Source organism: Streptomyces sp. NPDC020747 (assembly GCF_044334695.1).
Taxonomy (GTDB): Bacteria; Actinomycetota; Actinomycetes; order Streptomycetales; family Streptomycetaceae; genus Streptomyces.
Map to the genome: position 1 here is coordinate 343516 of NZ_JBIRTJ010000006.1, position 23756 is coordinate 367271.

The 23756-nt window shown below is 69.9% G+C and carries 24 protein-coding genes; 14 read left to right on the plus strand and 10 right to left on the minus strand.

Annotation, left to right across the window (positions count from 1 at the left end):
* Nucleotides 1-677 precede the first annotated feature (677 nt).
* Entirely contained in the window at nt 678-1376 is a 699-nt protein-coding gene (locus ACH4YP_RS18835; protein WP_398491257.1) for a DUF461 domain-containing protein, read from the plus strand.
* Nucleotides 1377-1450: 74 nt separating this feature from the next.
* On the opposite strand, the gene ACH4YP_RS18840 is transcribed toward ACH4YP_RS18835, so the two are convergent.
* Together ACH4YP_RS18840 and ACH4YP_RS18845 are read right to left on the minus strand one after the other, a co-directional pair.
* Nucleotides 1451-2131 (minus strand): response regulator transcription factor, encoded by a 681-nt coding sequence (locus tag ACH4YP_RS18840; protein WP_033322296.1) that lies wholly within the window; start codon nt 2129-2131, stop codon nt 1451-1453.
* Complete coding sequence (locus tag ACH4YP_RS18845) at nt 2128-3405, minus strand: ATP-binding protein (RefSeq protein WP_361058371.1); 1278 nt, start codon at nt 3403-3405, stop codon at nt 2128-2130. The genes ACH4YP_RS18840 and ACH4YP_RS18845 overlap by 4 nt, the downstream gene beginning before the upstream one ends.
* Before the next feature lie 369 nt (nt 3406-3774).
* On the opposite strand from ACH4YP_RS18845, the gene phoU reads away from it, so the two are divergent.
* The 5 genes from phoU to ACH4YP_RS18870 all read left to right on the plus strand — a co-directional run bounded on the left by phoU (nt 3775) and on the right by ACH4YP_RS18870 (nt 7367).
* Nucleotides 3775-4452, plus strand: coding sequence for a phosphate signaling complex protein PhoU (phoU, locus tag ACH4YP_RS18850; RefSeq protein WP_361058373.1), 678 nt, complete (start codon nt 3775-3777; stop codon nt 4450-4452).
* A gap of 241 nt (nt 4453-4693) precedes the next feature.
* A complete protein-coding gene (locus ACH4YP_RS18855) occupies nt 4694-4846 on the plus strand; it encodes a hypothetical protein (RefSeq protein ID WP_361058375.1) in 153 nt (50 codons plus the stop codon).
* A gap of 329 nt (nt 4847-5175) precedes the next feature.
* On the plus strand, nt 5176-5625 hold the full coding sequence (locus ACH4YP_RS18860; RefSeq protein ID WP_398491260.1) for a hypothetical protein: 450 nt from the start codon (nt 5176-5178) through the stop codon (nt 5623-5625).
* 160 nt (nt 5626-5785) lie between these two features.
* Nucleotides 5786-6418 carry an RNA polymerase sigma factor gene (locus ACH4YP_RS18865; protein WP_398491262.1) on the plus strand — a complete coding sequence of 211 codons (633 nt, stop codon included), beginning with the start codon at nt 5786-5788 and terminating at the stop codon, nt 6416-6418.
* Nucleotide 6419: 1 nt separating this feature from the next.
* Nucleotides 6420-7367 carry a CU044_5270 family protein gene (locus ACH4YP_RS18870; RefSeq protein WP_398491264.1) on the plus strand — a complete coding sequence of 316 codons (948 nt, stop codon included), beginning with the start codon at nt 6420-6422 and terminating at the stop codon, nt 7365-7367.
* 71 nt (nt 7368-7438) lie between these two features.
* Here ACH4YP_RS18870 and ACH4YP_RS18875 read toward each other — a convergent pair whose 3' ends face one another.
* Nucleotides 7439-8200 carry a phosphoglyceromutase gene (locus tag ACH4YP_RS18875; RefSeq protein WP_143639553.1) on the minus strand — a complete coding sequence of 254 codons (762 nt, stop codon included), beginning with the start codon at nt 8198-8200 and terminating at the stop codon, nt 7439-7441.
* Nucleotides 8201-8352: 152 nt separating this feature from the next.
* Between ACH4YP_RS18875 and ACH4YP_RS18880 the strand changes: the two genes are divergently transcribed.
* Complete coding sequence (locus ACH4YP_RS18880) at nt 8353-9615, plus strand: MDR family MFS transporter (RefSeq protein WP_398491266.1); 1263 nt, start codon at nt 8353-8355, stop codon at nt 9613-9615.
* Nucleotides 9616-9658: 43 nt separating this feature from the next.
* Here the strand turns inward: ACH4YP_RS18880 and ACH4YP_RS18885 are convergent, their stop codons facing one another.
* Complete coding sequence (locus ACH4YP_RS18885; RefSeq protein WP_361058383.1) at nt 9659-10156, minus strand: DUF2000 domain-containing protein; 498 nt, start codon at nt 10154-10156, stop codon at nt 9659-9661.
* Nucleotides 10157-10205: 49 nt separating this feature from the next.
* Here ACH4YP_RS18885 and ACH4YP_RS18890 point away from each other — a divergent pair, with 49 nt between their 5' ends.
* The gene (locus tag ACH4YP_RS18890; protein WP_398491268.1) at nt 10206-11030 is read left to right on the plus strand and encodes an AraC family transcriptional regulator; all 825 of its coding nucleotides are present in this window, start codon (nt 10206-10208) and stop codon (nt 11028-11030) included.
* Here ACH4YP_RS18890 and ACH4YP_RS18895 read toward each other — a convergent pair.
* From ACH4YP_RS18895 to mshA, 3 genes are all read right to left on the minus strand, one after another.
* Nucleotides 11005-12690, minus strand: a complete 1686-nt coding sequence (locus ACH4YP_RS18895; protein ID WP_398491270.1) for a glycosyl hydrolase family 28-related protein — start codon at nt 12688-12690, stop codon at nt 11005-11007. The genes ACH4YP_RS18890 and ACH4YP_RS18895 overlap by 26 nt on opposite strands.
* Before the next feature lie 168 nt (nt 12691-12858).
* Entirely contained in the window at nt 12859-13359 is a 501-nt protein-coding gene (locus ACH4YP_RS18900; protein ID WP_361058389.1) for a YbjN domain-containing protein, read from the minus strand.
* Nucleotides 13352-14689, minus strand: coding sequence for a D-inositol-3-phosphate glycosyltransferase (gene mshA, locus ACH4YP_RS18905; protein ID WP_361058391.1), 1338 nt, complete (start codon nt 14687-14689; stop codon nt 13352-13354). Before mshA ends, ACH4YP_RS18900 begins: the two co-directional genes overlap by 8 nt.
* 337 nt (nt 14690-15026) lie before the next feature.
* Here mshA and ACH4YP_RS18910 point away from each other — a divergent pair, with 337 nt between their 5' ends.
* The 3 genes from ACH4YP_RS18910 to ACH4YP_RS18920 all read left to right on the plus strand — a co-directional run bounded on the left by ACH4YP_RS18910 (nt 15027) and on the right by ACH4YP_RS18920 (nt 19119).
* Nucleotides 15027-15836: a class I SAM-dependent methyltransferase gene (locus ACH4YP_RS18910; protein WP_361058393.1), complete on the plus strand. Its 810-nt coding sequence runs from the start codon at nt 15027-15029 to the stop codon at nt 15834-15836.
* A 348-nt stretch (nt 15837-16184) separates the two neighbouring features.
* The gene (locus ACH4YP_RS18915; RefSeq protein ID WP_361058395.1) at nt 16185-17270 is read left to right on the plus strand and encodes an NlpC/P60 family protein; all 1086 of its coding nucleotides are present in this window, start codon (nt 16185-16187) and stop codon (nt 17268-17270) included.
* 385 nt (nt 17271-17655) lie between these two features.
* The gene (locus tag ACH4YP_RS18920) at nt 17656-19119 is read left to right on the plus strand and encodes a fused response regulator/phosphatase (protein WP_361058397.1); all 1464 of its coding nucleotides are present in this window, start codon (nt 17656-17658) and stop codon (nt 19117-19119) included.
* 140 nt (nt 19120-19259) lie between these two features.
* Here ACH4YP_RS18920 and ACH4YP_RS18925 read toward each other — a convergent pair whose 3' ends face one another.
* The 3 genes from ACH4YP_RS18925 to ACH4YP_RS18935 all read right to left on the minus strand — a co-directional run bounded on the left by ACH4YP_RS18925 (nt 19260) and on the right by ACH4YP_RS18935 (nt 21090).
* Nucleotides 19260-19598: a DUF2516 family protein gene (locus tag ACH4YP_RS18925; RefSeq protein WP_361058399.1), complete on the minus strand. Its 339-nt coding sequence runs from the start codon at nt 19596-19598 to the stop codon at nt 19260-19262.
* Between the two features lie 137 nt (nt 19599-19735).
* Nucleotides 19736-20326 (minus strand): hypothetical protein, encoded by a 591-nt coding sequence (locus ACH4YP_RS18930; RefSeq protein WP_361058401.1) that lies wholly within the window; start codon nt 20324-20326, stop codon nt 19736-19738.
* Between the two features lie 143 nt (nt 20327-20469).
* On the minus strand, nt 20470-21090 hold the full coding sequence (locus ACH4YP_RS18935; RefSeq protein WP_398491274.1) for a helix-turn-helix domain-containing protein: 621 nt from the start codon (nt 21088-21090) through the stop codon (nt 20470-20472).
* 218 nt (nt 21091-21308) lie between these two features.
* Here ACH4YP_RS18935 and ACH4YP_RS18940 point away from each other — a divergent pair, with 218 nt between their 5' ends.
* The 3 genes from ACH4YP_RS18940 (at nt 21309) to ACH4YP_RS18950 (ending at nt 23672) form a co-directional block, all read left to right on the plus strand.
* Complete coding sequence (locus ACH4YP_RS18940; RefSeq protein WP_398491276.1) at nt 21309-21809, plus strand: NUDIX domain-containing protein; 501 nt, start codon at nt 21309-21311, stop codon at nt 21807-21809.
* Between the two features lie 223 nt (nt 21810-22032).
* A complete protein-coding gene (locus tag ACH4YP_RS18945; protein WP_361058455.1) occupies nt 22033-22725 on the plus strand; it encodes a hypothetical protein in 693 nt (230 codons plus the stop codon).
* A gap of 248 nt (nt 22726-22973) precedes the next feature.
* Entirely contained in the window at nt 22974-23672 is a 699-nt protein-coding gene (locus ACH4YP_RS18950; protein WP_361058407.1) for a Clp protease N-terminal domain-containing protein, read from the plus strand.
* Nucleotides 23673-23756 lie beyond the last annotated feature (84 nt).

A 23756-nucleotide genomic window follows, 5' to 3' on the forward strand; every position in this document is an offset into this window, starting at 1 on the left:
CTGCGGAGGGGTAGCGGAGGACGGTATTCGCAGGTCGGAGCGGCTCTCCACGCGAAGGGAAACGCGCACGTTACAACACCCCGAGACCCCACTCACGTGCCCGAACGTCCAGATTTGTCGGGTTCCGAGAGCTCATGTGCCGCTACTCCGTTCGGTGAGCGGGGTCGGGTACGAGGAGAATCCGGAATTGATCACGGGCGCGGAAGGCGCGTCGGAGATCAACCGGAGAGTCGACACGAGTGTGGCCCCGAGAGCGGACCCGAGAGTGGACGGAAGATCGATGGAAGATCCGTGAAAGATCAACGGAACATCGCCCGAAGATCGATTTCCGGGATCGCCGTGCATTCCTTGCGCGATATCCGCAAGAGCCGGACGGGCGACTTACCGCTGCTTCTTATGTGAATGGCGGACCGGCGTGCGCCCAATGCGACCGCCGAGTGCCTTGCGAGGCGAGAGCGACAGGGCAGTACGGGGGAGGACGAGGGCGGACGGGAGCGGACGGGAGCGGACGGGGACGGCTCCACCCGGCGGCCGGACAGCACCCAGCGGCCGCTAGAGGCGGGTCGGGTGCGGTGGCGCGGGAACGGCTCGGTAACCTAAGGCCGCTGACAGACCCTTAGGGCGGCTTTATACAGAAGCCGCTCTGCTTCGCCCACGTTCAAGGAGTTGCCGCCGCCGTGAGCAGCAGCCTTCGACGCGGCACACTCGCCGCCGCCGCCATCGCGTTCTCGGCCGCCTCGCTCGCCGCGTGCGCTGCCGGCAACAAGCCCCAGACGCTGGAGATCAAGCCGGACAACGCCGCCACCAGCGTCGGTGACATCAAGATCCAGAGTGCCGTCGTCGTCACCCAGCCCGAGCTGGAGTCGACCGGCCCCGCCGTCGTCTCCGCGACCGTGTTCAACGATGGCCCGCTCCCCCAGACGCTCGACTCCATCTCCGTGGAGGGCATCGCCCAGCCCGCCGAGCTCAAGCCCGCGAAGGGCTCGGGAGCCCTGACCATCCCGGCCGGCGGTTCGGTGGTCCTCGGCGGCAAGGGCAACGCCTCCGCCGTACTGGAGAGCAGCCGTGAGGCCTTCGACGACGGCGACGCGCAGCCGGTCACCTTCACCTTCAGCAAGACCGGTGACGTGACGCTGCAGGCGTTCGTGGTGCCCGCCGAGAGCTACTTCTCCAAGTGGGGCCCGACCGAGATCCCGACGACGCCGTCCACGAAGCCCTCCGGTTCGGGCAAGCCGTCCGGCTCGACGAGCGGATCGCCCACGGGCACCCCGTCCGGGTCCGCGTCGGGCGACGTCACCGGCGAGGCGGGCTCCGAGCCCTCCGACACCGCCGCCTCGTCGAGCGCGACGGCCTCGGAGTCGACCGCGGGCCACTGACACCCGTACGACGAAAGGGCGGGCCCCCTCACAGGGGCCCGCCCTTTCGTCGTACTCGAACGCTCCTACGCGGTTTACGGCTCGAACTTGTAACCGAGCCCGCGGACCGTGACCAGGTAGCGCGGCGCGCCCGGGTCCGGCTCGATCTTTGCGCGGAGGCGCTTGACGTGGACGTCGAGGGTCTTGGTGTCGCCCACGTAGTCGGCGCCCCAGACCCGGTCGATGAGCTGCATACGGGTCAGTACGCGGCCCGCGTTGCGCAGCAGCATCTCCAGGAGGTCGAACTCCTTGAGGGGGAGGTCGACCTTGGAGCCGGAAACGGTGACCACGTGGCGGTCCACGTCCATACGGACCGGACCGGCCTCCAGGGCCGCCGGGGTGACCTCCTCGGGCTCGCCGCGGCGGCGCAGGACGGCCCGGATACGGGCCACCAGCTCGCGGGAGGAGAAGGGCTTGGTGACATAGTCATCGGCTCCTATTTCGAGCCCCACGACCTTGTCGATCTCGCTGTCCTTGGCGGTGACCATGATCACCGGGACGTTGGATCGGCTGCGCAGCTGGCGGCACACCTCGGTGCCGGGCAGTCCGGGCAGCATCAGGTCGAGGAGGACGAGGTCGGCGCCGTTGCGCTCGAACTCGTCGAGTCCGTCGGGCCCGGTGGTCGCGATGGCGACCTCGAAGCCCTCTTTTCGGAGCATGTAGGACAGAGCGTCGCTGAAGGACTCCTCGTCCTCGACGACGAGCACTCGGGTCACGGAAGGACCTCCGGGGCAGAAAACGGTTCGTACGGGGATGAGACGGTGGTCGTCCCGTCGGTCTGACCGGTCTCGTCGTCTTCGTCGAGTCCGGGTGTCTGGTCGTCGGTCGCGCGTTCGCGGGCCGCGCCCGCCTCCGGCAGCCTCAGGGTGAAGGTGGAGCCCTGACCCTCGGAGCTCCACACCGTGACCTCCCCGCTGTGCGAGGCTGCCACGTGCTTGACGATCGCGAGCCCCAGTCCCGTACCGCCGGTTGCGCGGGAGCGGGCCGGGTCGACGCGGTAGAAGCGCTCGAAGATGCGCTCCTTGTCCTTGTCGGAGATGCCGATGCCCTGGTCGGTCACGGCGATCTCGATGAGGTCTCCGCCGGGCGCGGTCACCCGGCGCGCGGCTATGCCGACCCGGGTGCGGGCGGGCGAGTAGTTGACGGCGTTCTCCACGAGGTTGCCCAGCGCGGCGGCCAGCTGACCCCGGTTGCCCCAGATACTCAGATCGGCGGTGCCGCCGGCGGCCATGGTGATCTGCTTCGCGCCGGCCTGGTGGCGGCAGCGGTCGATCGCCTCGGCGACCAGCTCGTCGATACGGACGGGCTCGGCGTCCTCCAGCGGGTCGTCGTTCTGGACCCGGGAGAGGTCGATGAGCTCCTGGACGAGGTTGGTGAGGCGCGTCGCCTCTATCTGCATCCGCCCGGCGAAGCGCTCGACGGCCTCCGGTTCCTCCGAGGCGCCCATGACCGCTTCGGAGAGCAGCGAGAGCGCGCCGACGGGGGTCTTGAGCTCATGGCTGACGTTGGCGACGAAGTCGCGTCGTACGGCCTCGATACGGCGGGCCTCGGTGAGGTCCTCGACGAGGAGCAGTACGAGCCGGGAGCCGAGCGGCGCCACCCGGGCGGACACGGCGAGTGCGTCGCCGCGGCCGGTGCCCCGCCGGGGCAGGTCGAGTTCGACCTGCCGTATCTCCCCGTCCCTGCGGGTGTCCCGCGCCATCTGGAGCATCGGCTCGACGGCCAGTTTTCCACCCCGGACAAGACCGAGGGCGTACGCCGCCGAGCTGGCCTTGACCACGGCGTCGGCCTCGTCGAGGACGACCGCGGAGGAGCGGAGCACGGACAGGACCGTGTCCACGCCCGGCGGAAGCACCGGGTCCGTGTGCAGGGAGGTGCGGGTGGGGCGTTTCTGTTCCCGCTCGCTCCAGCGGAACGCCAGCATGGCGATGACACCGGTGAGTACACCGGCGATCGCTGCCGCTGCGGCGACCGCCGCGTTCACGTCCATGGCTCCAGGTTAGGCACGCTGTACGTCCCGGTCACAGCCGTCCGAGGGTGGACTCGAACACTCGTCGCCCAGAGTTCACTCTGGAGACCGTGTCGGTTCACTTCGTACGAGGGGATGCGGGCGCCTCCCACCAGGGAGAAGAGGCGGTGTCGCCCAGAGTTCACCTGGGGGCCAGTGATGGTTCATTTGACGGGGCGGAAACCGACGCGTTCAGGCCGGACCGTGGGAGCGTGGGGTTCGAGGGCCTGTGTCGAAAGCGGCGGCGTCCGCCCGAAGGGCGGGCCGGGCGGCGTCCGGCAGACGACACTTTCGGTTCAGAGGCCCTGGCCCCCTGAACCCCCGAATGCAGACGTAGAGAGGGACATCCTGATGCGGGACGCGTACCACGAGGAACTTGACTCGATCGGCGAGGGCCTGGTCGAGATGGCCCGTCTCGTCGGCTCGGCGATCGGTCGCGCGACGACGGCGATCCTCGACTCCGACCTGAAGCTGGCGGAGAGCGTGATCGCCGGCGACCAGAAGGTCGACGATCTCCAGCACGACCTGGAGGCGCGGGCGATAGCCCTGCTGGCCAGGCAGCAGCCCGTGGCCACGGACCTGCGGATCGTCGTCACCTCGCTCCGGATGTCCGCCGACCTGGAGCGCTCCGGCGACCTCGCCCAGCATGTGGCGAAGCTCGCGCGGCTCCGTTTCCCGGAGCGCGCGATCCCGCACGACCTGCACGCCACGATCCTGGAGATGGGCCAGCTCGCGCAGCGCCTGATGGCGAAGGCCGCGGAGGTCATCATCACCAAGGACGTCGACCTCGCGCTGCAGCTGGAGCAGGACGACGACGCGATGGACCTCCTCCACCGCACGCTCTTCCAGCACCTGCTGGACGACCGGTGGAAGCACGGCATCGAGACGGCCGTGGACGTGACTCTGCTCGGCCGTTACTACGAGCGGTTCGCCGACCACGCGGTGTCCGTGGCCAACCGCGTGGTCTACCTGGTGACCGGCGAACACGTGGACGAGATCCAGGGCACGCCGCAGGTGGAAGGGGCGTAGGCCTCCGGCTGTGGGCGCTACGGGGTGGGGCTGATGAGGTACGTGGGCGGGTGCGGGTGATCGGATGATCCGGGCCTGCCGCGCCCACGCGGCGGAGCCGCACATCGACACACCCCCGCGCCCCTTCGGGCGCCTGGCGCATTGAGTCCTCGTAAGGGCGCGCGAGCCTCTGTGCGCCGTTGATGCGCCCGACCAGGTGGGCATGCAATGGGTGTAGGCACAAGCCTTCGAGGAGGGACCCATGGCCGAATCCCCCACCACACCCGACCCGACCCAGGAACGCCAGACCGAGCAGCCCGCCGAGATCAAGAGCCTGCCACTCTTCGGCGCCTGCGGCTGCGGCTCGGGCTGCGGATGCGGGTGCCAGTCCGGCAACCCGTGCCAGTGCGGCTGACCGAGCCGGTGCGGACGATCGCGCCGGGGCGCTTGATGCTCCGGGGCGGCTGACGTGTCGCGCGGGTGATGCGCCGACTCGGCTGCCGCGCCGGCGCCGCTGATCACGTACGACGCATGACTGCGCATGACTGCGAATGACTGCGAACGGGCCCCACTTCAGGTGCGGGGCCCTTTCGTAGTGCGGTTTGAAGGGTCGCAGCGCGACGGAGTGGCGCCAGAGCCTCGGAATGCCGACCGGGTGTCGTCGTGCCACGCTGGGATCGGGGATCGAGCCGGTCCGGGTGCCCGGAGCTGAACCGGACGGCTCTGCGACCCGAGGAGGCCGGCATGGCCAGTCACGCCACCCAGCCCGCATCGGCCGACGCGGCCGATCCACGCCCCTGGCACGGGCCCACATCCGGTGTCACCGTTTTCGCGGCAGTGCTGATGATGTTCGGTGGAGCGATGGCGATCTTCGAGGGGATCGCGGCCGTCGCCAAGGACGACCTGTTCATCTCGACACGCAACTACGTGTTCGAGTTCAGCCTGGCGGGCTGGGGCTGGGTCCACCTCATTCTGGGAATCGTCCTCGTCTTCGCGGGTTGCGCGGTGCTCACCGGAGCGCTGTGGGCGCGCTTCTTCGGTGTGTTCGTGGCCGGCCTGGGCGCACTCGCCAACTTCCTGTGGGTGCCGTACTACCCCCTGTGGGCCCTGTCGCTGGTCGCCGTCAACATCTTCGTCGTCTGGGCGCTGTGCACGGGCATGCACCGCGAGGCCGCCGACGGCCGGGTGACCTGACTCGGGTGTGCCCGTGTCAGCCCCGGCCGAGATCCTCCCCATGCCAAAGCCCCCGCCCGCGAAGAAACCGCGGGGCGGGGGCTTTCAGGCGTGTGCTTACTTCACTGGCTAGGTACCTGCGCGTGAACCCTCCTGGCCGCTTCGGACAACAGAGGGTGGAATGCACTCCACTCCTATTGCACGAAGAAGCGAGGGCCTCGTGGGGGATCCGCCCACCGACGACGCGCTGGTCATCCAGGAATCCCTGGAGAGGCCGGAGGTATTCGCCAGGCTTTACGACAGACACGCCGCCGAGATCCACCGGTATGTGATGCGCCGGCTGGGCGACAGTCACGCCGACGACATCACGGCGCAGACCTTCCTCATCGCCTTCCGCAACCGCGCCCGCTACGACGTCGCGCGCACCAGTGCCCGGCCGTGGCTCTACGGCATCGCCGGCAACCTCATCGGCAGCCACCGCCGCTCCGAAGTGCGGGCGCTGCGGGCGCTGGCCCGTACCGGCGTCGACCCGGTGGCCGAGTCCTGGTCGGAACGGGCCGACGAGCGGGTGACGGCCGAGGCCTCGCAGCAGGCGCTGGCCGGGGCGATCGCGGCCTTGCCCGGGAAGGACCGGCATGTGCTGCTGCTGGTCGCCTGGGCGGACTTCACTTACCAGGAGTGTGCCGACGCCCTCGGGGTGCCGGTCGGCACGGTCCGCTCCCGGCTGAGCCGGGCGCGGCGCAAGATGCGTACGGCGCTCGGCGCCGACCCCACCCTCGTAAGCGACCACAACGGGGCGGTAATCCATGGATGACATGACCAAGATGCACGAGTTGCGCGCCGATGCGCCGACGCCGGACCGGGTGCGGCTGGTTCCCGGCCGCCAGAAGCTGCTGACAGCAGCGCAGCAGGGCTCTGCCCGCAGGATGCGGCTGGACTGGCGTGTGACGGCTGCGGGGGTCGCCGCGACGGTGATCACCATCGCGGTGCTGGTGGCCACGCTCGTCGGTGGCGATGGACCCGAGCGCGGCGTGCAGCCTGCCGGGCCCGACCTGACGTCCGCGACGGCACTCCTGGAGCAGGCGGCGGAAGTGGTGTCGCGGCAGCCGGATCTGCATCCGCGCGACGGCCAGTGGGTCTACCTGAAGACCGCACAGTGCCAATACAGAGCGTCGGACGCGGCGCCCGATGCCAAGCCCGAGGTGAGCGAGGAGTGGGTCCAGTACGACAGCCCCGTGAGGGAGGACGACAAGGACGGCGACAACGAGCCCTCGCAGCGGCGGCTGTATCGCCTGCTCGACTCGCTGCCGGACGACCCCGCCGAGATCCGGAAGCAGGCGGCGGACATGTTCCCCATGGGCAAGGACACCGGCTTGACGGGTGAGCAGCCCGAGACCTTCGCGCTCCTGGCGACCCTCGACGAGGCCTATCCCGTGCCTCCGCAGGGGATGGCCAAGCTGTACCGGGCCCTGGCCGCGGACCCCGGGATCGAGGTGGTCCCGCACCTGGTGAAGGACCCCATGGGGCATGACGCCATCGCCATATACCCGGACCTGGGCAGCAAGGCCGTTCAGCGCCAGGAGTACCTCCTCGACCCCGACACCTTCCAGTACCGGGGGAACCAGTCGGTCGCTGTGCGCGACTACGAGGAGAAGTACGAGGACGGCTCGTCGGCTGGGCGCTCGCACAAGAAGGGCGAGGTCACATTCTGCGAGATGAAGACAACCCAGTCCCTCGTCGACCGGGACGGCGAGAAGCCCTGAACCGGCCCAGACACAACAACAGGCCCCCTACCAGCGGAGAACCCGCAGGTAGGGGGCCTGTTCGTACGTGCTTACTTCTTCTTGCCCTGGTTCTTCACGGCCTCGATCGCCGCCGCGGCCGCGTCCGGGTCCAGGTAGGTGCCGCCCGGGTTCACCGGCTTGAAGTCGGCGTCGAGTTCGTAGGCGAGGGGGATGCCTGTGGGGATGTTGAGGCCCGCGATGTCGGCGTCAGAGACTCCGTCGAGGTGCTTGACCAGGGCGCGGAGGCTGTTGCCGTGGGCCGCGACCAGGACCGTGCGGCCCGCCAGGAGGTCCGGGACGATGCCGTCGTACCAGTACGGGAGCATGCGGACGACGACGTCCTTCAGGCACTCCGTGCGGGGGCGGAGCTCCGGGGGGATCGTCGCGTAGCGCGGGTCGTCCGACTGGGAGAACTCCGTGCCGTCCTCCAGCGGGGGCGGCGGCGTGTCGTAGGAGCGGCGCCACAGCATGAACTGCTCCTCGCCGTACTCCGCGAGGGTCTGCGCCTTGTCCTTGCCCTGCAGCGCACCGTAGTGGCGCTCGTTCAGGCGCCAGGAGCGGTGGACCGGGATCCAGTGGCGGTCGGCGGATTCGAGGGAGAGCTGCGCCGTGCGGATCGCTCGCCTCTGGAGCGAGGTGTGCAGCACGTCGGGGAGCAGGCCGGCGTCCTTCAGTAGCTCACCGCCGCGGACTGCCTCCTTCTCGCCCTTCTCCGTCAGGTTGACGTCCACCCAGCCGGTGAACAGGTTCTTCGCGTTCCATTCGCTCTCGCCGTGGCGGAGGAGGATCAGCTTGTACGGTGCGTCGGCCATGCGTCCGAGCGTAATCCAAGGCTCTGATCCGTTGCGCGTCCGCCCGGCAGCCGGACAGTTGACGGGATCTGTTAATTGGGTGGCCCTCCCCCAGATGAGGTTCGTAATGTGTGATCTCCGTCTGAGGCGCTTACATCCGTGGGGGATCCGTCATGTCCGTCGTCGCTGCCCTGAGACGTGCCACCCGCGAGACCGTCTCCGGCCTGCCCCGCGAGTTCTGGTGGCTGTGGACCAGCACGCTCGTCAACCGGCTCGGCGCGTTCGTCGCCACCATCATGGCGCTCTACCTCACCCTCGACCGCGGCTACTCCGCCTCGTACGCCGGACTGGTCGCCGCGCTCCACGGGCTCGGCGGTGTCATCTCCTCCCTCGGCGCGGGCGTCATGACGGACCGGCTCGGACGGCGGCCCACCCTCCTCGTCGCCCAGTCGTCGACCGCCGTCTCCGTCGCACTGCTCGGCTTCGTGCACCACCCGGTCGCGATCGCCGCCGTCGCCTTCCTGGTGGGGATGGCCAGCAGCGCCTCCCGGCCCGCGGTCCAGGCGATGATGGCCGACATCGTGCGGCCCGAGGACCGCGTCCGGGCCTTCTCCCTCAACTACTGGGCGATCAACCTGGGGTTCGCCGTCTCCGCCATGGCGGCCGGGTTCATCGCCGAGTACAGCTACCTCGCCGGCTTCCTCATCGAGGCCGGGATGACCATGATCTGCGCGATCCTCGTCTTCGCGAAGCTGCCCGAGTCCCGGCCCGAGCAGGTCTCGAAGGGGGTCGCCGAACCCGAGGTCGGGCTCGGGACCGTGCTGCGCGACGGGCGCTTCATGAGCGTCGTCGGGCTGTCCTTCCTCGTCTCGCTGATCTTCCAGCAGGGGTATCTGGGCCTGCCCGTCGCGATGGGCGAGGCCGGGTTCACGCCCGCCGACTACGGCATGGTGATCGCGGTCAACGGCGTCCTCATCGTCGTCCTCCAGATCCCCGTCACCCGCTTCATCGAACACCGGGACCCGAGGCGGCTGCTCGTCGTCTCGTCCCTCCTCGCCGGGTACGGGTTCGGGCTCACCGCCTTCGCCGGGTCGGTCGGCGTCTTCGCGCTCACGGTCTGCGTCTGGACCCTCGCCGAGATCGTCAACGCGCCCACCCAGACCAGCCTCGTCGTCCGCCTCTCCCCCACCCACGGCCGCGGCCGCTACCAGGGCATGTACACCATGTCCTGGTCCGTCGCCGCCCTCGTCGCACCCCTGATGTCCGGATTCGTCCTCGACCGGTACGGGGCGGAGTGGCTGTGGGGCGCGTGCGCGGTCATCGGCACGGTCGCCGGTGTGGGGTACGGGGCCCTGATGCGCCACCTCCCGACGCACGACCCGGAGGCAGTCGAGGCGCCTCTCCCCACCTCCGAGCCCGAGGTCAGCGCGACATGAGCCAACCTGGCCCCACGTAGCTCACGGCGTGCCCCCGCACGCCTCACGGATGCATCCGCGCCCCCTTGAGCACCTTGTCCACCGCGTTGCGCGGCCCGTACACCGCGAGCCCCACCAGGTCCAGCTCCGCCGTCGATACGGCCCGTACCGCAGCCCGGTTGTCGCGGTCGTTGCCCGTGGTGAACAGGTCGGAGGTGAAGAGCGCGCGGGGCAGCGCCCTGGACAGCACGCGCGCGTGGGCCGCCGTCAGCGTCTCCTTCGTACCCTGGAACACCAGGACCGGCTGGCGGAACATCGGCAGATAGCCGGTCCCGTCGGCGTCCTCGTACGGCTCGCCGATCACCTCGGGCACGGACGACCCGATCCCGCTCACGAGGAACGCGGTCACGTTCAGCCGCTGCCACGGCTCCAGGTCCTCCCGCAGCAGGACGGCGATCTTGGTGTCGAAGCGGACCGGTTCGGCGTGAGCGGGTTCCGTGGAGACGCGAGCGGGTCGCGTGGAGACGTGAGCGGGTTCCGTGGGAAGGGGTTCGGCGTTCATGCACTGAGACTGCCGGGCCACGTACACCCCCGTCTTGTACGTTCTTTGCATGGTCGCCCAGCGTGAGGTCTCCGCGTGGCGCCCGCGCGTACCGGGTGTCGTGGAGGTCTTCCACGCCCATTTCACGGAGTACGCGTATCCGATGCACGTGCATGACGCGTGGACGCTGCTGATCGTCGACGCCGGGGCCGTGCGGTACGACCTCGACCGGCACGAGCACGGCACCCCGCACGACACGGTCTCGCTGCTGCCGCCGCACGTCCCGCACAACGGCTCGCCGGTCACGCCGTCCGGCTTCCGCAAGCGGGTGCTGTACCTCGACCTCAGCCGGCTCGACGAGACCTACATCGGCCCGGCGGTGGACACCCCGGACCTCGTCGACCCCGTACTGCGGACGCGCGTCGGGCAGCTGCACACCGCCCTCGCCCACCCCGGCGACGAGCTGGAGGCGGAGAGCAGGCTGACCCTGATCGGCGAGCGGCTGCGCGGCCATCTGCGCCCGCGGGCAGGGACACAGACCGGGGAGAACCCTCCGCCTCGGCCCGACCAGCCCCTCGCCCGCCGCCTCCGCGAACTCCTCGACGAGCGGGTCGTCCAGGGTGTGAACCTGGACGAGGCCGCGAGTCTGGTGCACGCGCACCCCGCCCACCTGGTGCGGGCGTTCAGCGGTGCCTTCGGGATCGCCCCGCACCAGTACCTGATGTCCCGCCGCGTCGACCTCGCCCGCCGCCTCCTCCTCGAAGGCCGTACGCCGGGCGAGGTGGCGGCGGAGACCGGCTTCTACGACCAGTCGCATCTGACCCGCCACTTCAAGCGGCTGGTCGGGGTGGCTCCGGGGCGCTACCGCCTCAGCGCGCGCCGAGGCGGTGACTGAGGTCCAGCTCGCGCTGAGCCTCGTACAGGTTCCGCGGGCGCACCGTCCCCGAGGTCCCGTAGAGCTCCAGGCGGGAGTGCGGGTCTCCGGAGAAGTCGGGTACGTCGATCTGGTCGAACTCCGTCACCTCGTTGATGCCGACGGTGGCGCTGTAGGGGGCGAGGCCGTCGATCCTCGTCAGGCCGGCGCGGGCGTTGGTGACGCGGATGTTCCAGTGCGTGAAGCGGGCGCCGAAGAGCGGCCCGGCATTGGTGTCGCCGCCGTGGCGGCCGTTGTTGGTGACCGTGATGTCGGTACGGACGTTCGCGAAGGGCATGCCCCGGTGGGTGTCGAAGGTGCCCATGCGCATGTCACCGCGCGACCAGACGTTGTACGAGGACAGCCCCTCCACGTTGATGCCGTGCAGCTGGGCTCCCACCGGGACCTGTGTCGTGCGCTGCTCGACGACGAAGTCCTGGATCAGGTTGTCGTGGGAGCCCTCGCGGCAGAAGTACGGGTGGTGCGAACCCCGGCCCGCGACCCGGGTGTTGCGCAGGGTGCAGGCGGAGGCGGCCACCAGGCCGAAGCCGTTGTCCATGTGCCGTACGACGACGTCGTCGGCCCAGCAGTCGTACGCGCACTGGAAGGTGACGCCGTTGTGGCCCCGGTCGAGGAGATGCGGGGCCTGCGGGGTCTCGACGGCTTCGAGGGTGAGGCCCTCGACGCCCGAGCCGGTCAGCGCCTCCACATGGGTGGTGAGGCGCGGGTCCCACTCGGGGCGGGTGTCGAGCGGGAGCGGTCGTTCCAGGGTGACTTCTCCGCCCCGCACGCGCGCGATGCGCACGGGCCATTCATACGGGATGTAGCTGGTCAATTTTGTCTTGTCGTTCCAGTGGTACGCCTCCGGGCCCGGGCCGCCGCCCGCCATGTGTTCCAGGAGGGTGTGCCCGGCGTCGTCGGCGAGGCGGAGGAGGACGAGCCGGCCGGGTCTGAGTCGTCCCGGGTCCGCGACCGTCACCGTCCAGGAGCCCCGGCGGGCGGGCTCGACCGTGGTCAGGGTCTCCCACTCGTCCCGTTGGTTGCCGGTCCAGCCCTCGAAGGGCCAGGCCTTCGCTCTGATGGCGCCCGTCAGGGCGGCGAAGCGGTCCGCCGGGCAGAACCAGACCAGGCCGCCCGCCCATGACCAGGACGACTTGTCGCCGCCGTAGCGCGAACCGTAGGCGCCGATCAGCTCGGTGAGACTGCGGGTCGCGTACAGCTTCGTACGGGCGCTGCCGGCGCCGCGCAGAACGACGTTCGAGTGTCCGACGTGGACCAGGCCGTCGAGGCGGTAGGTGCCGGGCGGGATGAGAACCGTGCCGCCGCCGGCCCTTCCGGCGGCAGCGACGGCACGGTTGATCGCGGGGGCGGAGTCGGCCGAACCGTCCGCCGCGGCGCCGTACGCGCGGACGTCGGCCACGACGGGGCGGCGGGGGAAGTGCGCCGCCCCGGCGCGTTGACCGGCCCTGCCGACGTACGGGATCTGCGGGTGCGTGAAGGGGGTGCGGGTGAACTCACGCCAGAGGGCGGGCACTTGGCCGCCGACGTCGCCGGTGACGGTACCGGTCGCGGCGTCGGCCGCCACCGCGGTCGCGCTGCCGAGCACGGCCCGTCTGGTGGGGCCCTCCCAACGGTCACTCATGTCCGAACCGCCTTCCAGGGATGGGGATTCCATGGATGTGAACGACGTTCAGATGTGCGTTGGCAGCGAGCATGACACGCGGCCCTTGCACGGGGAAAGGGTCGTGCAAGGGTTGGTTGATACTTGGGCGTTAGAGACGTGGCTGGAGAGTTGGTGCGGACCGGTTGGTCAGTCGGTCGAACGTCGAGTCAGATGGCTGAACGCGTCGAGGTTGCGCGTGGACTCGCCGCGCGACACCCGCCAGGCGTACTCCTTGCGGATCGCGGAGGCGAAACCGAGCTCCAGGAGGGTGTTGAAGCTGCCGTCGGCGGCCTCCAGGACCGAGCCGAGCAGCCGGTCGATCTCGTCGGCGGTGACCGCGGCGAGCGGGAGCTTGCCCGCCACATAGATGTCGCCGAGGCGGTCGACCGCGTAACTCACGCCGTAGAGCTTGAGGTTGCGCTCAAGGAGCCAGCGGTGCACGCCGGGCTCGTTCTCGTCCGGGTGCCGGATGACGAAGGCGTTGAGCGACAGGGAGTGCCTGCCGACGATCAGCGAGACGGTCGTCGACAGCTTGCGGGTGCCGGGCAGCTTCACCACGAAGTGGCCGGGCTCCGGACTCTCCCACTCGATCTCGGCGTCCTTCAGGACCTCTTCGACGGTCCCCGCCGCGCTCTCCACGTCAGCCATGGTGGGAGCGTACGTGACGCCGGTGCTCGTGCATCGCCGCCGTGTAGACGTCCGCCGTGGCGGCGGCGGACGTGTCCCAGCCGAATGACTTGGCGTGCCAGGCGGCTGCCGCGCCCATCCGGTCCGGGAGCGCCCGGTTGTCGGCGAAATCGCGCAGCACGCGCGCGTAGTCGACGGGATCGTGGCCGGGCACCAGAAAGCCCGTCTCCTTGTGGCGCACCGCGACGGGCAGGCCGCCCACCGCGGCCGCGAGCACCGGTGTCCCCGCCGCCTGCGCCTCTATGGCGACGAGCCCGAAGGACTCGCTGTAGGAGGGCATCACCAGGACGGACGCGGCCCGGAACCAGTCGGCGAGCTGCTCCTGTCCGACCGGCGGCCGGAACCGCACGACGTCGGCGATGCCGAGCCTGGCGGCGAGTTTCTGCAGGCCCTCGGGCTTGGCGAGACCGCTGCCGCTCGGGCCGCCCACGATGGGCACCACGATGTTCGAGCGGAGGTCGGGCCGCTCGTCCAGGAGGACGGCGACCGCGCGCAGCAGCACGTCGGGCGCCTTCAGGGGCTGGATGCGGCCGGCGAAGAGCGGTATCAGGGCGTCCTGCGGCAGGCCGAGCCGGTCGCGCGCGGCGGCGCGTCCGTCGGCCGGGCGGAAGCGTTCGAGGTTCACGCCCGGGTGGACGACCGCGACCTTGCCGGGCTCGGCCTCGTAGTGCCGTACGAGCTCGTCGGCCTCTTCGGAGGTGTTGGCGATGAGGCGGTCGGCGGCGCGCACGATCTGCGTCTCGCCGATGACCCGGGCGGCGGGTTCGGGGGTGTCGCCGTCGGCCAGGGCGGCGTTCTTGACCTTCGCCATGGTGTGCATCGCGTGCACCAGGGGTGCGCCCCAGCGCTCGGCGGCCAGCCAGCCGACATGGCCGGAGAGCCAGTAGTGCGAGTGCACCAGGTCGTAGTACCCGGGCCGGTGACCCGCCCAGGCCTGCATCACCCCGTGCGTGAAGGCACAGAGCTGCGCGGGCAGATCCTCCTTGGCGAGCCCCTCGTACGGGCCCGCGTCCACATGCCGTACGAGGACTCCGGGCGCGAGTTCCACCTTGGGCGGCAGGGCCCCGGTCGTCGCGCGCGTGAAGATCTCGACCTCGATGTTGATCGCGGCGAGGCGCTGGGCCAGCTCCACGATGTAGACGTTCATGCCGCCCGCGTCGCCGGTGCCCGGCTGGTGCAGCGGTGAGGTGTGCACGGAGAGCATCGCGACGCGGCGGGGCCGGCGGTGCAGCCTGAGCCTCGAAGGGGCTGCCGGGGAGCGGAGCCCGAGCCTGCTCACGTACTGGCTCACGTGGCGTTCCTCCTTGCTGCGGACTTGCTCTGACCGTGCTGCGGGCATGCCTGACGGAGGACGTGAAGCGCCCTCCAGCTCCTTGAACGCCGGGGCACTCTGCTCCATTTCCTCTTTGCCCAATCATTACTGGGGGTCGCTCAACCGTTCGATGGCGTGGTGCGTGGGGGACCCCTCTCGGGGGCTCCGCCCCGAACCCCCGCGCCCCAGGTTTTAGGGGCGCGGGGAACTGCGCAGTCTTCTAGGGGCGCGGGGAACTGCGCGACCGGCCACGACCGACCCGCACACACAACCCGCCCCGCCGCCGGAGGCACCCGCACCGCATACCCTTGCCTCCATGGCAGCCCGCGCAGCGACCCCCGTCGGGACGGTGACGCGCGGCACCACCAACCCCAACCGTCTCCGCCGCATGGACCGCTGGATCGCGACGACCCACGGCGCCGAACTCCGCGGGCCGGACGCCCCCGTGGCCGTGGACCTCGGCTACGGCGCGGCCCCCTGGACCGCGGTGGAGCTCCTCCACCGTCTCCGCACCGCCGCTCCCCGCACCCGTGTGGTCGGCGTGGAGATCGATCCGGCCCGGGTCGCGGCCGCGAAGCCGTACGAACGCGAGGGGCTGGCCTTCCGGCACGGCGGCTTCGAGATCCCCCTGCCGGAGCGGCCGTCACTGATCCGCGCGGCGAACGTGCTGCGGCAGTACGAGGAGGCCGAGGTCGCCGAGGTCTGGGCACGGCTGTGCGCCCGCCTCGCTCCGGCGGGCGCCGGCTCTCGGGGCGGGCTCCTCGTCGAGGGCACGTGCGACGAGATCGGCCGCCGGCACGTGTGGGTCGCGCTCGGCCCCGAGGGCCCGCGGACCGTCACGTTCGCCACCCGCCTCGGATCGTTGGACCGCCCGTCCGACCTGGCCGAACGCCTCCCCAAGGCCCTCATCCACCGCAATGTCCCGGGCGAACCGGTGCACGCCTTCCTCCGCGATTTCGACCGCGCCTGGGCGGCCGCGGCGCCGTACGCCTCGTACGGCGCCCGACAGCGCTGGATCAGGGCCGTACGCGATCTGACGGCGGACTGGCCGGTCACGGACGGGGTGAAGCGCTGGCGGCAGGGCGAAGTGACCGTGCGCTGGGAGGCGTTGGCGCCTCGCTCATAGGCCGGCCGAGCCGGCGGAAATGTGCCGACGGAGCCCGCGGGCATGAGCCGACCGGGCCCACGCACAGGAGGTCGGCGGAGCCCGCGGACACGAGTCGGCCGGGCCCGCGGACATGAGGTCGGCTGAGCCGTGACGCGGTGGGAAACGGCGGGAACGATCTCGGTGAGTCGTTCGTCACAATGGCGGGGAGCGCGCGGGAGATCATCGCCGAGTGGGCAGTGAGTGGTGGGGAACGGGGGGTGCGGAGGAGGGAGTTCCTGCCCGCCTCTGTCACATTGCGCGCCGACATGGCACGATCCCCGAGGCCTTCGTAAGTTACTGACGGTAAATCAACTTGGGGGTTGGTCCATGGGATCCGGCAAGCGGAGCCTGACCACTACGGCCATGGCCCTGGCCTGCGCGGCAACCATCCTGTCCGCGCCGGGAGTTGCCTTCGCGGCTCCGCCCCCGTCCCCCACACCGACCTCGACTCCGCTGCCGAGTTCAACGGCCGTGAGCACCAAGGACCTTGAGGCGATCCGCAAGAAGCTGGACACGCTGTACCACGACGCGGCGGTCGCCACGGACGCGTACAACCTCGCGGAGGAGCGGGCCGAGGAGCAGTCGACGCAGATCGTCGGGCTGGCCCGTTCCATCGTCGAGGGGCAGGCGCGGCTGGACGACCTGAAGGACCGCGCGGGTGCCGCGGCCCGTGCCCAGTACCGCGGCGGCGGCCTGCCGGACGAGGCCCGGCTGATGCTCAGCGACGATCCGGAGCAGTTCCTGGACGGCGCGGGCCGGATCCGCGAGGGCGCACAGGCGACCAAGGGCCTGCTCGCCGAAATGAAGCGCACCCAGGAGGACTTGGAGCAGTACACACGCGACGCGGCGGCCCAGTGGAAGAAGCTGGATGCCAACCGCGAGGCGAAGGAGAAGGCCAAGAAGAAGGTCAAGAAGCAGATCGCCGCCGCCGAGAAGCTCGAGTCGCAGTTGGAGAAGGACGAGAAGAAGCGCCTGGCGAAGCTGGAGCAGCAGGCCGCGTACAAGGCGCAGTCGGCCTGGCTGGGCTCCGGAGTCCTCGACGAGATCAGCGGCAAGGCGTCGACCCAGGGCGAGAAGGCCGTGGAGTACGCGACGAAGCAGCTCGGCAAGCCGTACGAATGGGGCGCCGAGGGCCCCAACACCTTCGACTGCTCGGGCCTGACCTCGCAGGCGTGGGCGGCCGCCGGGCAGGGCATCCCGCGCACGTCCCAGGAGCAGTGGAAGCAGCTCGACCGCATCGCCGTCGAGTCCATGCGCCCCGGCGACCTGATCATCTACAACTCCGACGCCAGCCATGTCGCCCTCTACATAGGCGACGGCGCGATCATCCACGCACCCCGCCCGGGGCGCACGGTGACGATCGCGGGAGCGGGATCGATGCCGATACTCGGAGTCGTACGCCCCGAACAGTGACGCCGCCTGTCCACCGGGACCGGACTTCCGGCCGGACCGGACTTCCAGCTGGGGACGCTCACCCGTCCACCGGGGTTGTACGTCCCGATAAGTGACACTTAGCCGCTTTGGAGCCGTTGGTGGCGCCGGTGGCGTGACGTGTCGCACGTGATGCGCGGCACGTTCCGGGCCGCCCGGCAACCACCGGGGCGTGATGTACGTCATCCCGAACAAGAGCGCATCCTGCCCAATTGCGGTACAGGATGCGGCATATGACGGTGGCCGTTTTGGATATGCCCGGGCCTCCGCCATTCCTTTGTGGCGGCGGCTGACGCTATGGTCCCCGTCGGTGGACCGAGACCCCTCGGTCCGCCATGCCCTCGGGGGGAGGGAAGGAACCCAGACGATGCCCGTACCCGTACCGCGGCAGAGAGCGATCCCCGCCGTGGAAGGTGGTCAGGCTCGCGCCGCGTCATCCACAGGCGGACCGGCTCGGGCCGTGCCCGCACCCGGCGCCCTGCCCAGCCAGGCGCCGCCCTCGACGAGCCGCGACACCGGCGGCGACAACCGCGACGACCCCGGCCACGGGAGCGACGCCCACCACGGCGGCTTCCACAACGGCGGTGCCCACCACGGCACGGCCCCGCTGACGCTGCTCGTGATCGAGGACGACCCGGCCGGCTCGCTGAACGTGCCCACCCTCCTGGACTCGGCCGGCAAGCCGATACGTGTCCGTACCGCCCGCAACCTCACCGAGGCCGAGCGGCTGCTGACCGACGACGTCCAGTGCATCCTGCTCGACCTCGCGCTGACGACCGGCGGCCGGACGGCCGCCGACGTCGGGCCGGAGGACGAGCTGGCCACGCTCAAACACGTACTGCGGCTCGCGCCGCGGCACGCCGTCCTCGCGCTCACCGCGTCCGAGGACGCCGAGCACGGCGCCGAGGCGGTGCGCGTCGGCGCCCAGGACTACCTCTTCCGCGACGAGCTGGACAGCCGGCTGCTGAGCCGCGCGATCCGCTACGCGGTGGAGCGAAAGCGTTCCGACACGGCCGAGCGACGGCTCACCGAGTCCAAGCTGCGCGCGCAGGAGAACGCGCGCCTTGAGCGCGGCCTGCTGCCCACGCCCCTCCTCGAAGGCTCCTCGCTGCGGTTCGCCGCGCGCTACCGGCCCGGCCGCTCGCGCGCGCTGCTCGGCGGCGACTTCTACGACACGGTCCGCACCCCCGACGGCACCGTGCACGCCATGATCGGCGACGTCTGCGGTCACGGCCCCGACGAGGCGGCGCTCGGCGTGGAGCTGCGCATCGCCTGGCGCGCGCTGACGCTGGCGGGCCTGTGCGGCGACGAGCTGCTCTCCACGCTCCAGCAGGTCCTGGAGCACGAGCGCGACAACGACGAGATCTTCGCGACGCTCTGCACGGTGGACATCGCGCCGGACGGCCGCCGCGCGGGCCTGTGCCTGGCCGGTCACCCGGCCCCACTGATCTCGCGCCCCGCCCGTTCGCGGGCCGTCGTCGGCGCGGACGGCGCCGGGGACCCGGCCCCTCCCGTCGCCGAGCTGCTGCCGTACGAGAACGGCGGCCCGGCGCTGGGGCTGCTGCCGAACGCCCGCTGGCCGCGCCGGCAGGTGGAGCTGGGCGGCGAGTGGAGTCTGATGCTCTACACGGACGGCCTGATCGAGGGCCGGACCGGCGAGGGCCGGGAGCGGCTCGGCCAGGACGGGATGGTGGACATGGTCCGCCGCCAGTTGGCGCAGGGGCTGCGGGGCGAGGAGCTGCTGCGGGCCGCCGTGAACGAGGTGCGGGACCTCAATGGCGGGGAGCTGACGGACGACGTGGCGGTGCTGTTGCTGGACCGGGTGGCTTAGCGCTCCGCTGGGGGGCGCCGTCGAGTGTCTGCGGCTGGTCTCGCGTCAGCGTCTGCGGGTCGTCCGTGGCTGGTCACGCGGTTCCCCGCGCCCCGGAGGGGCGCCGGTGCGCGGGCGGCTGGGAAGTGGCAGGGGAGGACTCAGCGTCCGCCGTTGTACGGGCCGTACGGGCCGTCGCTGCTGCTGCCGCCCCGGCGGCCGCCCCCGCCGCCTGAAACCTGCCTGAGCGCGGGCCGGACGTCGACGAAGAAGACGATCGTGGCGATGAGGCCGGCGATCTGCAGAAAGACCATCGGGACCAGCAGATTCACGGCCACCGTGACACCCAGGATGACCAGCCAGAACATCTTGCTCTGCTTGTTCGCGGCGCGGTACGCGTCGTCGCGCGCCAGGCCGGCCATCACCAGCGCCACCACCGCGAGCACCAGCATGCCGAGGAAGATCAGCGACATGAAGCCGCCGAACGCGGTCAACAGCACTTGGCCCACCTACCCGATTCGAGTCCTCGTCCCTACGCGGTCACCGTACCCGCAGAACGGGTCGGGGACTCCGATAGTGCCCGGAGTCCCCGACCTTCTCGTGATGCCCCGCCGCCATCGGCCCGGCGGCGCCGCGACTACTTCGCGGGCGGCGTCGTCTTCTTCGCGGTGGTCTTGCGCGCGGCCGGGGCCTTCTTGGCCACGGGCTTCTTCGCCGGGGCGGGCTCGGCCTTGGCCTCGGCGGGCTTCTCGGCCTTGACCTCGACCGGCTCCGGCTTCGGCTCGACGGCCACGGCCAGTTCCTCGATCTCCTCGGCGGCCTCGCCGCGCCAGGTCTTCACGGTCTGCTCGCCGCGCTCGGCGACCTTCTCGTACGTCTCGCGCGCCTTCACGGCGTACTCGGCGGCCACGCCGACACCGCGGAGGGCGAAGTCCTGAGCCGTCTCACCGATCTTCTTCAGGTCGGTGTCCAGGGTGCCGATGAACTCGTTCACCTTGGTCTGAATGGTCTCCTGCGCCTCCTTGGCACGGGCGGAGGCCTTCTCCTGAACCTCGTTCGGGTCGATGCCGCGTACGGCGTCGATACGGGCCGGCGCCTCGGCACGCAGCTGCTCGACGATGCCGGGCACCTTCTTGGCCTGCTGAATGGCCAGGTCGGCGGTGCCGGCGGCGAAGTAGAGCGGGGTCGGGTCGCTGAAGGTCTTGCGCAGGTCGTCGGTGATGGCCATGGCGATGGTCCTCCCGGAATCGCTAGTGCTTGAAGCGTGAGGGTTTTGTGGTGCGGTACTCCGCCGCCGGCCGGGCCGTTCCATGCCGTGCCGTGCCCGGCCATGCCGTACTGGCCACGCCGTGCTCGTCATGACGTGCCCGGTCAGCTCGCGGAGGACTGCTGGTCGTGAGGGTCGTTCTTGTCCTGCGGGTCGTGCGGGTCGTGCGGGTCCTTCGGATCCTGCTGGTCGTGCGGGTCGTTCGGTCCGGCATCGCTGCCGTCGGCCGTGCGGGCCCTGTCAACGACGGTGTCCGGGCCATCCGTCACGTCCGTTACGCCGGTCGTGACGATCGGGCCGCCGGCGGCATCCGGCGCGTCCGCCGCACCGGTGACGCCCAGAGCCTCCTCGACCGCCTTGATCCCGACCTCGATCTCGAACCCGTTCTCCTTGCGGAAGGACTCGTAGATCTGGAGCAGCACCTGCTTCTGCCGCTCGTTGAGCGTCGGGTCGGCGAGGATGACGGCACGCGTCTCCACCTCGTCCCGGTCCCGCTCGGCGTCGAGGATCCCGGCACGGACGTACAGCGTCTCGGCGGAGATCCGCAGGGCCTTGGCGACCTGCTGCAACACCTCCGCGCTCGGCTTGCGCAGCCCGCGCTCGATCTGGCTCAGATACGGATTGGACACCCCGGCGGCCTCGGCGAGCTGCCGCAGGGACAGCTGCGCGTTACGCCGCTGTTCACGCAGATACTCACCGAGATTGCCGACGTTGAGCGATGCCATGCCTCTACCCTGCACCACCCCCGCTAACTATTGCAAGCACCTGCTTGCAAAAGTGCGCTATGCCACTTGCGGGTGGGTGAGCCTGAGCACGATAGGTGTCGTTGTTGCACGACAACTGTCGTCATCCGCGTCCGGCCTCCTGGAGCAGGTGCTCTTGGGCCGGTTCCGCGGGTTGCCGGGAATCGGCGTTGTCAGTGGGCTCTGCCAGCGTGTGCGTCGTGGACGAACTGGTGGAGTGTGTCGACGATCAAGATCGGGTCCTGGGGGTGGTCAGTCGTCGGCAGGCCATCCGGGAGGGTTGGCTGCACCGGGTCGCCGTGACGGTGTGTCGTGATGAGCGTGGGCGGATCCTCGTTCACCGGCGGTCGGAACAGCTGTCGCGCTTCCCGGGGCTCTACGAGGTCGTGGTCGGTGGCGCCGTGGATGTCGGTGAGTCCTATGAACAGGCCGCCGCGCGGGAGCTGGCCGAAGAGCTGGGCATTCGTGTGCTCCCGCGCTTGCTGTTCACGTTCCTCGACCGCAGCGGTTTGAGCCCTCACTGGCTCGGCGTGCACGAAGCCGTGGTGCCTGACACCGTGGCCGCCGATCCCGATGAGGTCGCCTGGCATGGCCGGCTGACCGAGCCGGAGCTGCGGTCGGCCCTGCTGGAGTGGCGCTTCACCCCCGACAGCCACGAAGCCTTCAGCCGGTATCTCGCGTTCCGGACCTCGCGGTCCTGACCTTGCCCGCCTCGCGGGCTGGGACACCCGCTTGCAGCTAAACCTCCTTGTGAAAGCGGCTGTCCGTAATAGGAAATACGGATGCTTGATCGACTCCCGCTCGTTGAGCAGCTCGATGGCTGGCGGTCCGTGCTCTCCCACAACGAGGTTCTGACCGACGTATCGGCACCTTCGTGCGCCGAGTCACCCGATACTCCGCGCCGCCATGGCTGTCAGACCCCTGATGTTGGATGCAGACGTGACCATTCACGATGTTGCTCGGCAACTGCCCGAGATTTCCGCGCTTCGCGATCACTGCCGCTCGATGGCGATGCTGGAAGCGATACTCAGCCCGGAATGGGCCGATCGGCACTACTCCTTCGACGCGCACTGGTCCGCCGGGGAAGAGGTGGCTTCGATGCGCGACGGATCGGGCGACGAGTTTTCCATCGTCTTCTCGGCCGTCGGTGCCTACATCCGTGGCTTCGCACACGAGTCACACATGAGTCCCTATGCCAACGACGGACCGTGGCCGGGCGTGCTGGACGACGTCCCGGAAGCCTTCCGCTCCTGCGTCGAAGAGCCCGCGTTCGCCGACGAGGACGGAATGCCCGTCGTGACCGCCTGCGCATGGCGGGAGGTGGGCGATGGAGCTTGGAATGCGGGGACGGTCGAGTTTCCTCACGACGGTGCCAGCGATCCGGACGGCTCCGAGCACTTGTTCCGGTTGCTGGCCGACCGGTCTGCGGAAGCGTTCCAGCACTTCGCCGAGGACTACTACGAAATCCCGCTCCCCCTCGCAGCCATTCAGCACGTGTTGGCACTGCGTCCCCTGACGAGCGAGGTGGTTGCCGCTTTGAACCCTGAGGCCGCGATGGGCGCCCCGGCAAAGGACGTTGCCGAGATCGGCTACCCACTGGGCAACGAAACCACCTGACGCCAGAGAGCGACTGCCTACGGTTGAGTGGGACGCAAGCCGTCGACTCGTCCCGAACAACCGTAGGCACCGCAGGTCAGGACATCGTCCCGCCCACACTTGTCTGGGACAGGACACGCCCTGCCCCTGTGACGTCCGGGCAGTCTCGGAGATCTCCGGGCATCTGCGTTGACGCCTCAGTCACCTGGGTATTTCGGCCGAGGCAAGTACGCCTTGACAATTCTGAATTGTCAAGGCGTACTTGCCTCATGTCTCTTCCAGACCTGGACGATCTCATCGCGGAAGTCGACCGGAGATGCGACACCGCACACCGCCCCGGCGGTCAGGAACAGCCCGACTGGCTCGCCCTGCTCACGGTCGCCGCCCAACTCGCAGGCCAACTGCAAGCCCTGGCGGACGACTTGGTCGAGGACTACGTAGAGCACTGCCGGATGCACGGCAACTCATGGACGGACATCGGCGCGTCCCTGGGCGTGACGCGGCAGGCGGTCCAGCAGCGCTTCCACGCTCCTCACAAGCGCTACAGCCCCGAGGGAATGACCGACGACCTCCGCCAGGCGATGGTCCACGTCAAACGAGCGGCAGTGCACCACCGCAACAACTACATCGGCACCGAGCACCTGCTCTGGGGACTGACCGCGCAGGACAACAGCGCCACCCGGCTGCTGCAGACCGCCGGCGTCTCACCGGAAACGGTCCACCAGTCCGTCGGAACCCGGCTGAGCATGGGCGCATCCCAAGCAGCCGAACGGATCGCCTGGACTCCCTACTCCCGCAAGGCCATCGACATCGCGGAGGCACGGTCCGAGCAGCACGGATCCGACCGCATCGACTGCGAGGACCTGCTCATCGGTCTTGCCCGGGTCGGCCGCGGAGTGGCCGCCGCCGTCCTGACCGACGCCGGCTTCGACCCGGCAACCCTCGACGCCACGCTTGCCGACTCCTGAGCTCACCACGACCCGGACGACTGACAGAGCGCGGCCCACCTGTCCGGATCTGGGTGAGCCACTCCGCCGAGTTCCGTCCCGCTC

Excerpts from the sequence above, each read along its gene's own strand:
- ACH4YP_RS18935 (WP_398491274.1), bottom strand. The coding sequence starts at position 21,090 with ATGGCATCGCTCAACGTCGGCAATCTCGGTGAGTATCTGCGTGAACAG.
- ACH4YP_RS18870 (WP_398491264.1), top strand. The coding sequence starts at position 6,420 with ATGACCAAGATGCACGAGTTGCGCGCCGATGCGCCGACGCCGGACCGG.
- ACH4YP_RS18945 (WP_361058455.1), top strand. The coding sequence starts at position 22,033 with ATGTTGGATGCAGACGTGACCATTCACGATGTTGCTCGGCAACTGCCC.
- ACH4YP_RS18885 (WP_361058383.1), bottom strand. The coding sequence starts at position 10,156 with ATGAACGCCGAACCCCTTCCCACGGAACCCGCTCACGTCTCCACGCGA.
- ACH4YP_RS18920 (WP_361058397.1), top strand. The coding sequence starts at position 17,656 with ATGCCCGTACCCGTACCGCGGCAGAGAGCGATCCCCGCCGTGGAAGGT.
- ACH4YP_RS18895 (WP_398491270.1), bottom strand. The coding sequence starts at position 12,690 with ATGAGTGACCGTTGGGAGGGCCCCACCAGACGGGCCGTGCTCGGCAGC.
- ACH4YP_RS18865 (WP_398491262.1), top strand. The coding sequence starts at position 5,786 with ATGCACTCCACTCCTATTGCACGAAGAAGCGAGGGCCTCGTGGGGGAT.
- ACH4YP_RS18880 (WP_398491266.1), top strand. The coding sequence starts at position 8,353 with ATGTCCGTCGTCGCTGCCCTGAGACGTGCCACCCGCGAGACCGTCTCC.
- ACH4YP_RS18950 (WP_361058407.1), top strand. The coding sequence starts at position 22,974 with ATGTCTCTTCCAGACCTGGACGATCTCATCGCGGAAGTCGACCGGAGA.
- ACH4YP_RS18860 (WP_398491260.1), top strand. The coding sequence starts at position 5,176 with ATGGCCAGTCACGCCACCCAGCCCGCATCGGCCGACGCGGCCGATCCA.
- ACH4YP_RS18910 (WP_361058393.1), top strand. The coding sequence starts at position 15,027 with ATGGCAGCCCGCGCAGCGACCCCCGTCGGGACGGTGACGCGCGGCACC.
- ACH4YP_RS18890 (WP_398491268.1), top strand. The coding sequence starts at position 10,206 with ATGGTCGCCCAGCGTGAGGTCTCCGCGTGGCGCCCGCGCGTACCGGGT.
- ACH4YP_RS18855 (WP_361058375.1), top strand. The coding sequence starts at position 4,694 with ATGGCCGAATCCCCCACCACACCCGACCCGACCCAGGAACGCCAGACC.
- ACH4YP_RS18900 (WP_361058389.1), bottom strand. The coding sequence starts at position 13,359 with ATGGCTGACGTGGAGAGCGCGGCGGGGACCGTCGAAGAGGTCCTGAAG.
- phoU (WP_361058373.1), top strand. The coding sequence starts at position 3,775 with ATGCGGGACGCGTACCACGAGGAACTTGACTCGATCGGCGAGGGCCTG.
- ACH4YP_RS18930 (WP_361058401.1), bottom strand. The coding sequence starts at position 20,326 with ATGGCCATCACCGACGACCTGCGCAAGACCTTCAGCGACCCGACCCCG.
- ACH4YP_RS18875 (WP_143639553.1), bottom strand. The coding sequence starts at position 8,200 with ATGGCCGACGCACCGTACAAGCTGATCCTCCTCCGCCACGGCGAGAGC.
- ACH4YP_RS18845 (WP_361058371.1), bottom strand. The coding sequence starts at position 3,405 with ATGGACGTGAACGCGGCGGTCGCCGCAGCGGCAGCGATCGCCGGTGTA.
- ACH4YP_RS18915 (WP_361058395.1), top strand. The coding sequence starts at position 16,185 with ATGGGATCCGGCAAGCGGAGCCTGACCACTACGGCCATGGCCCTGGCC.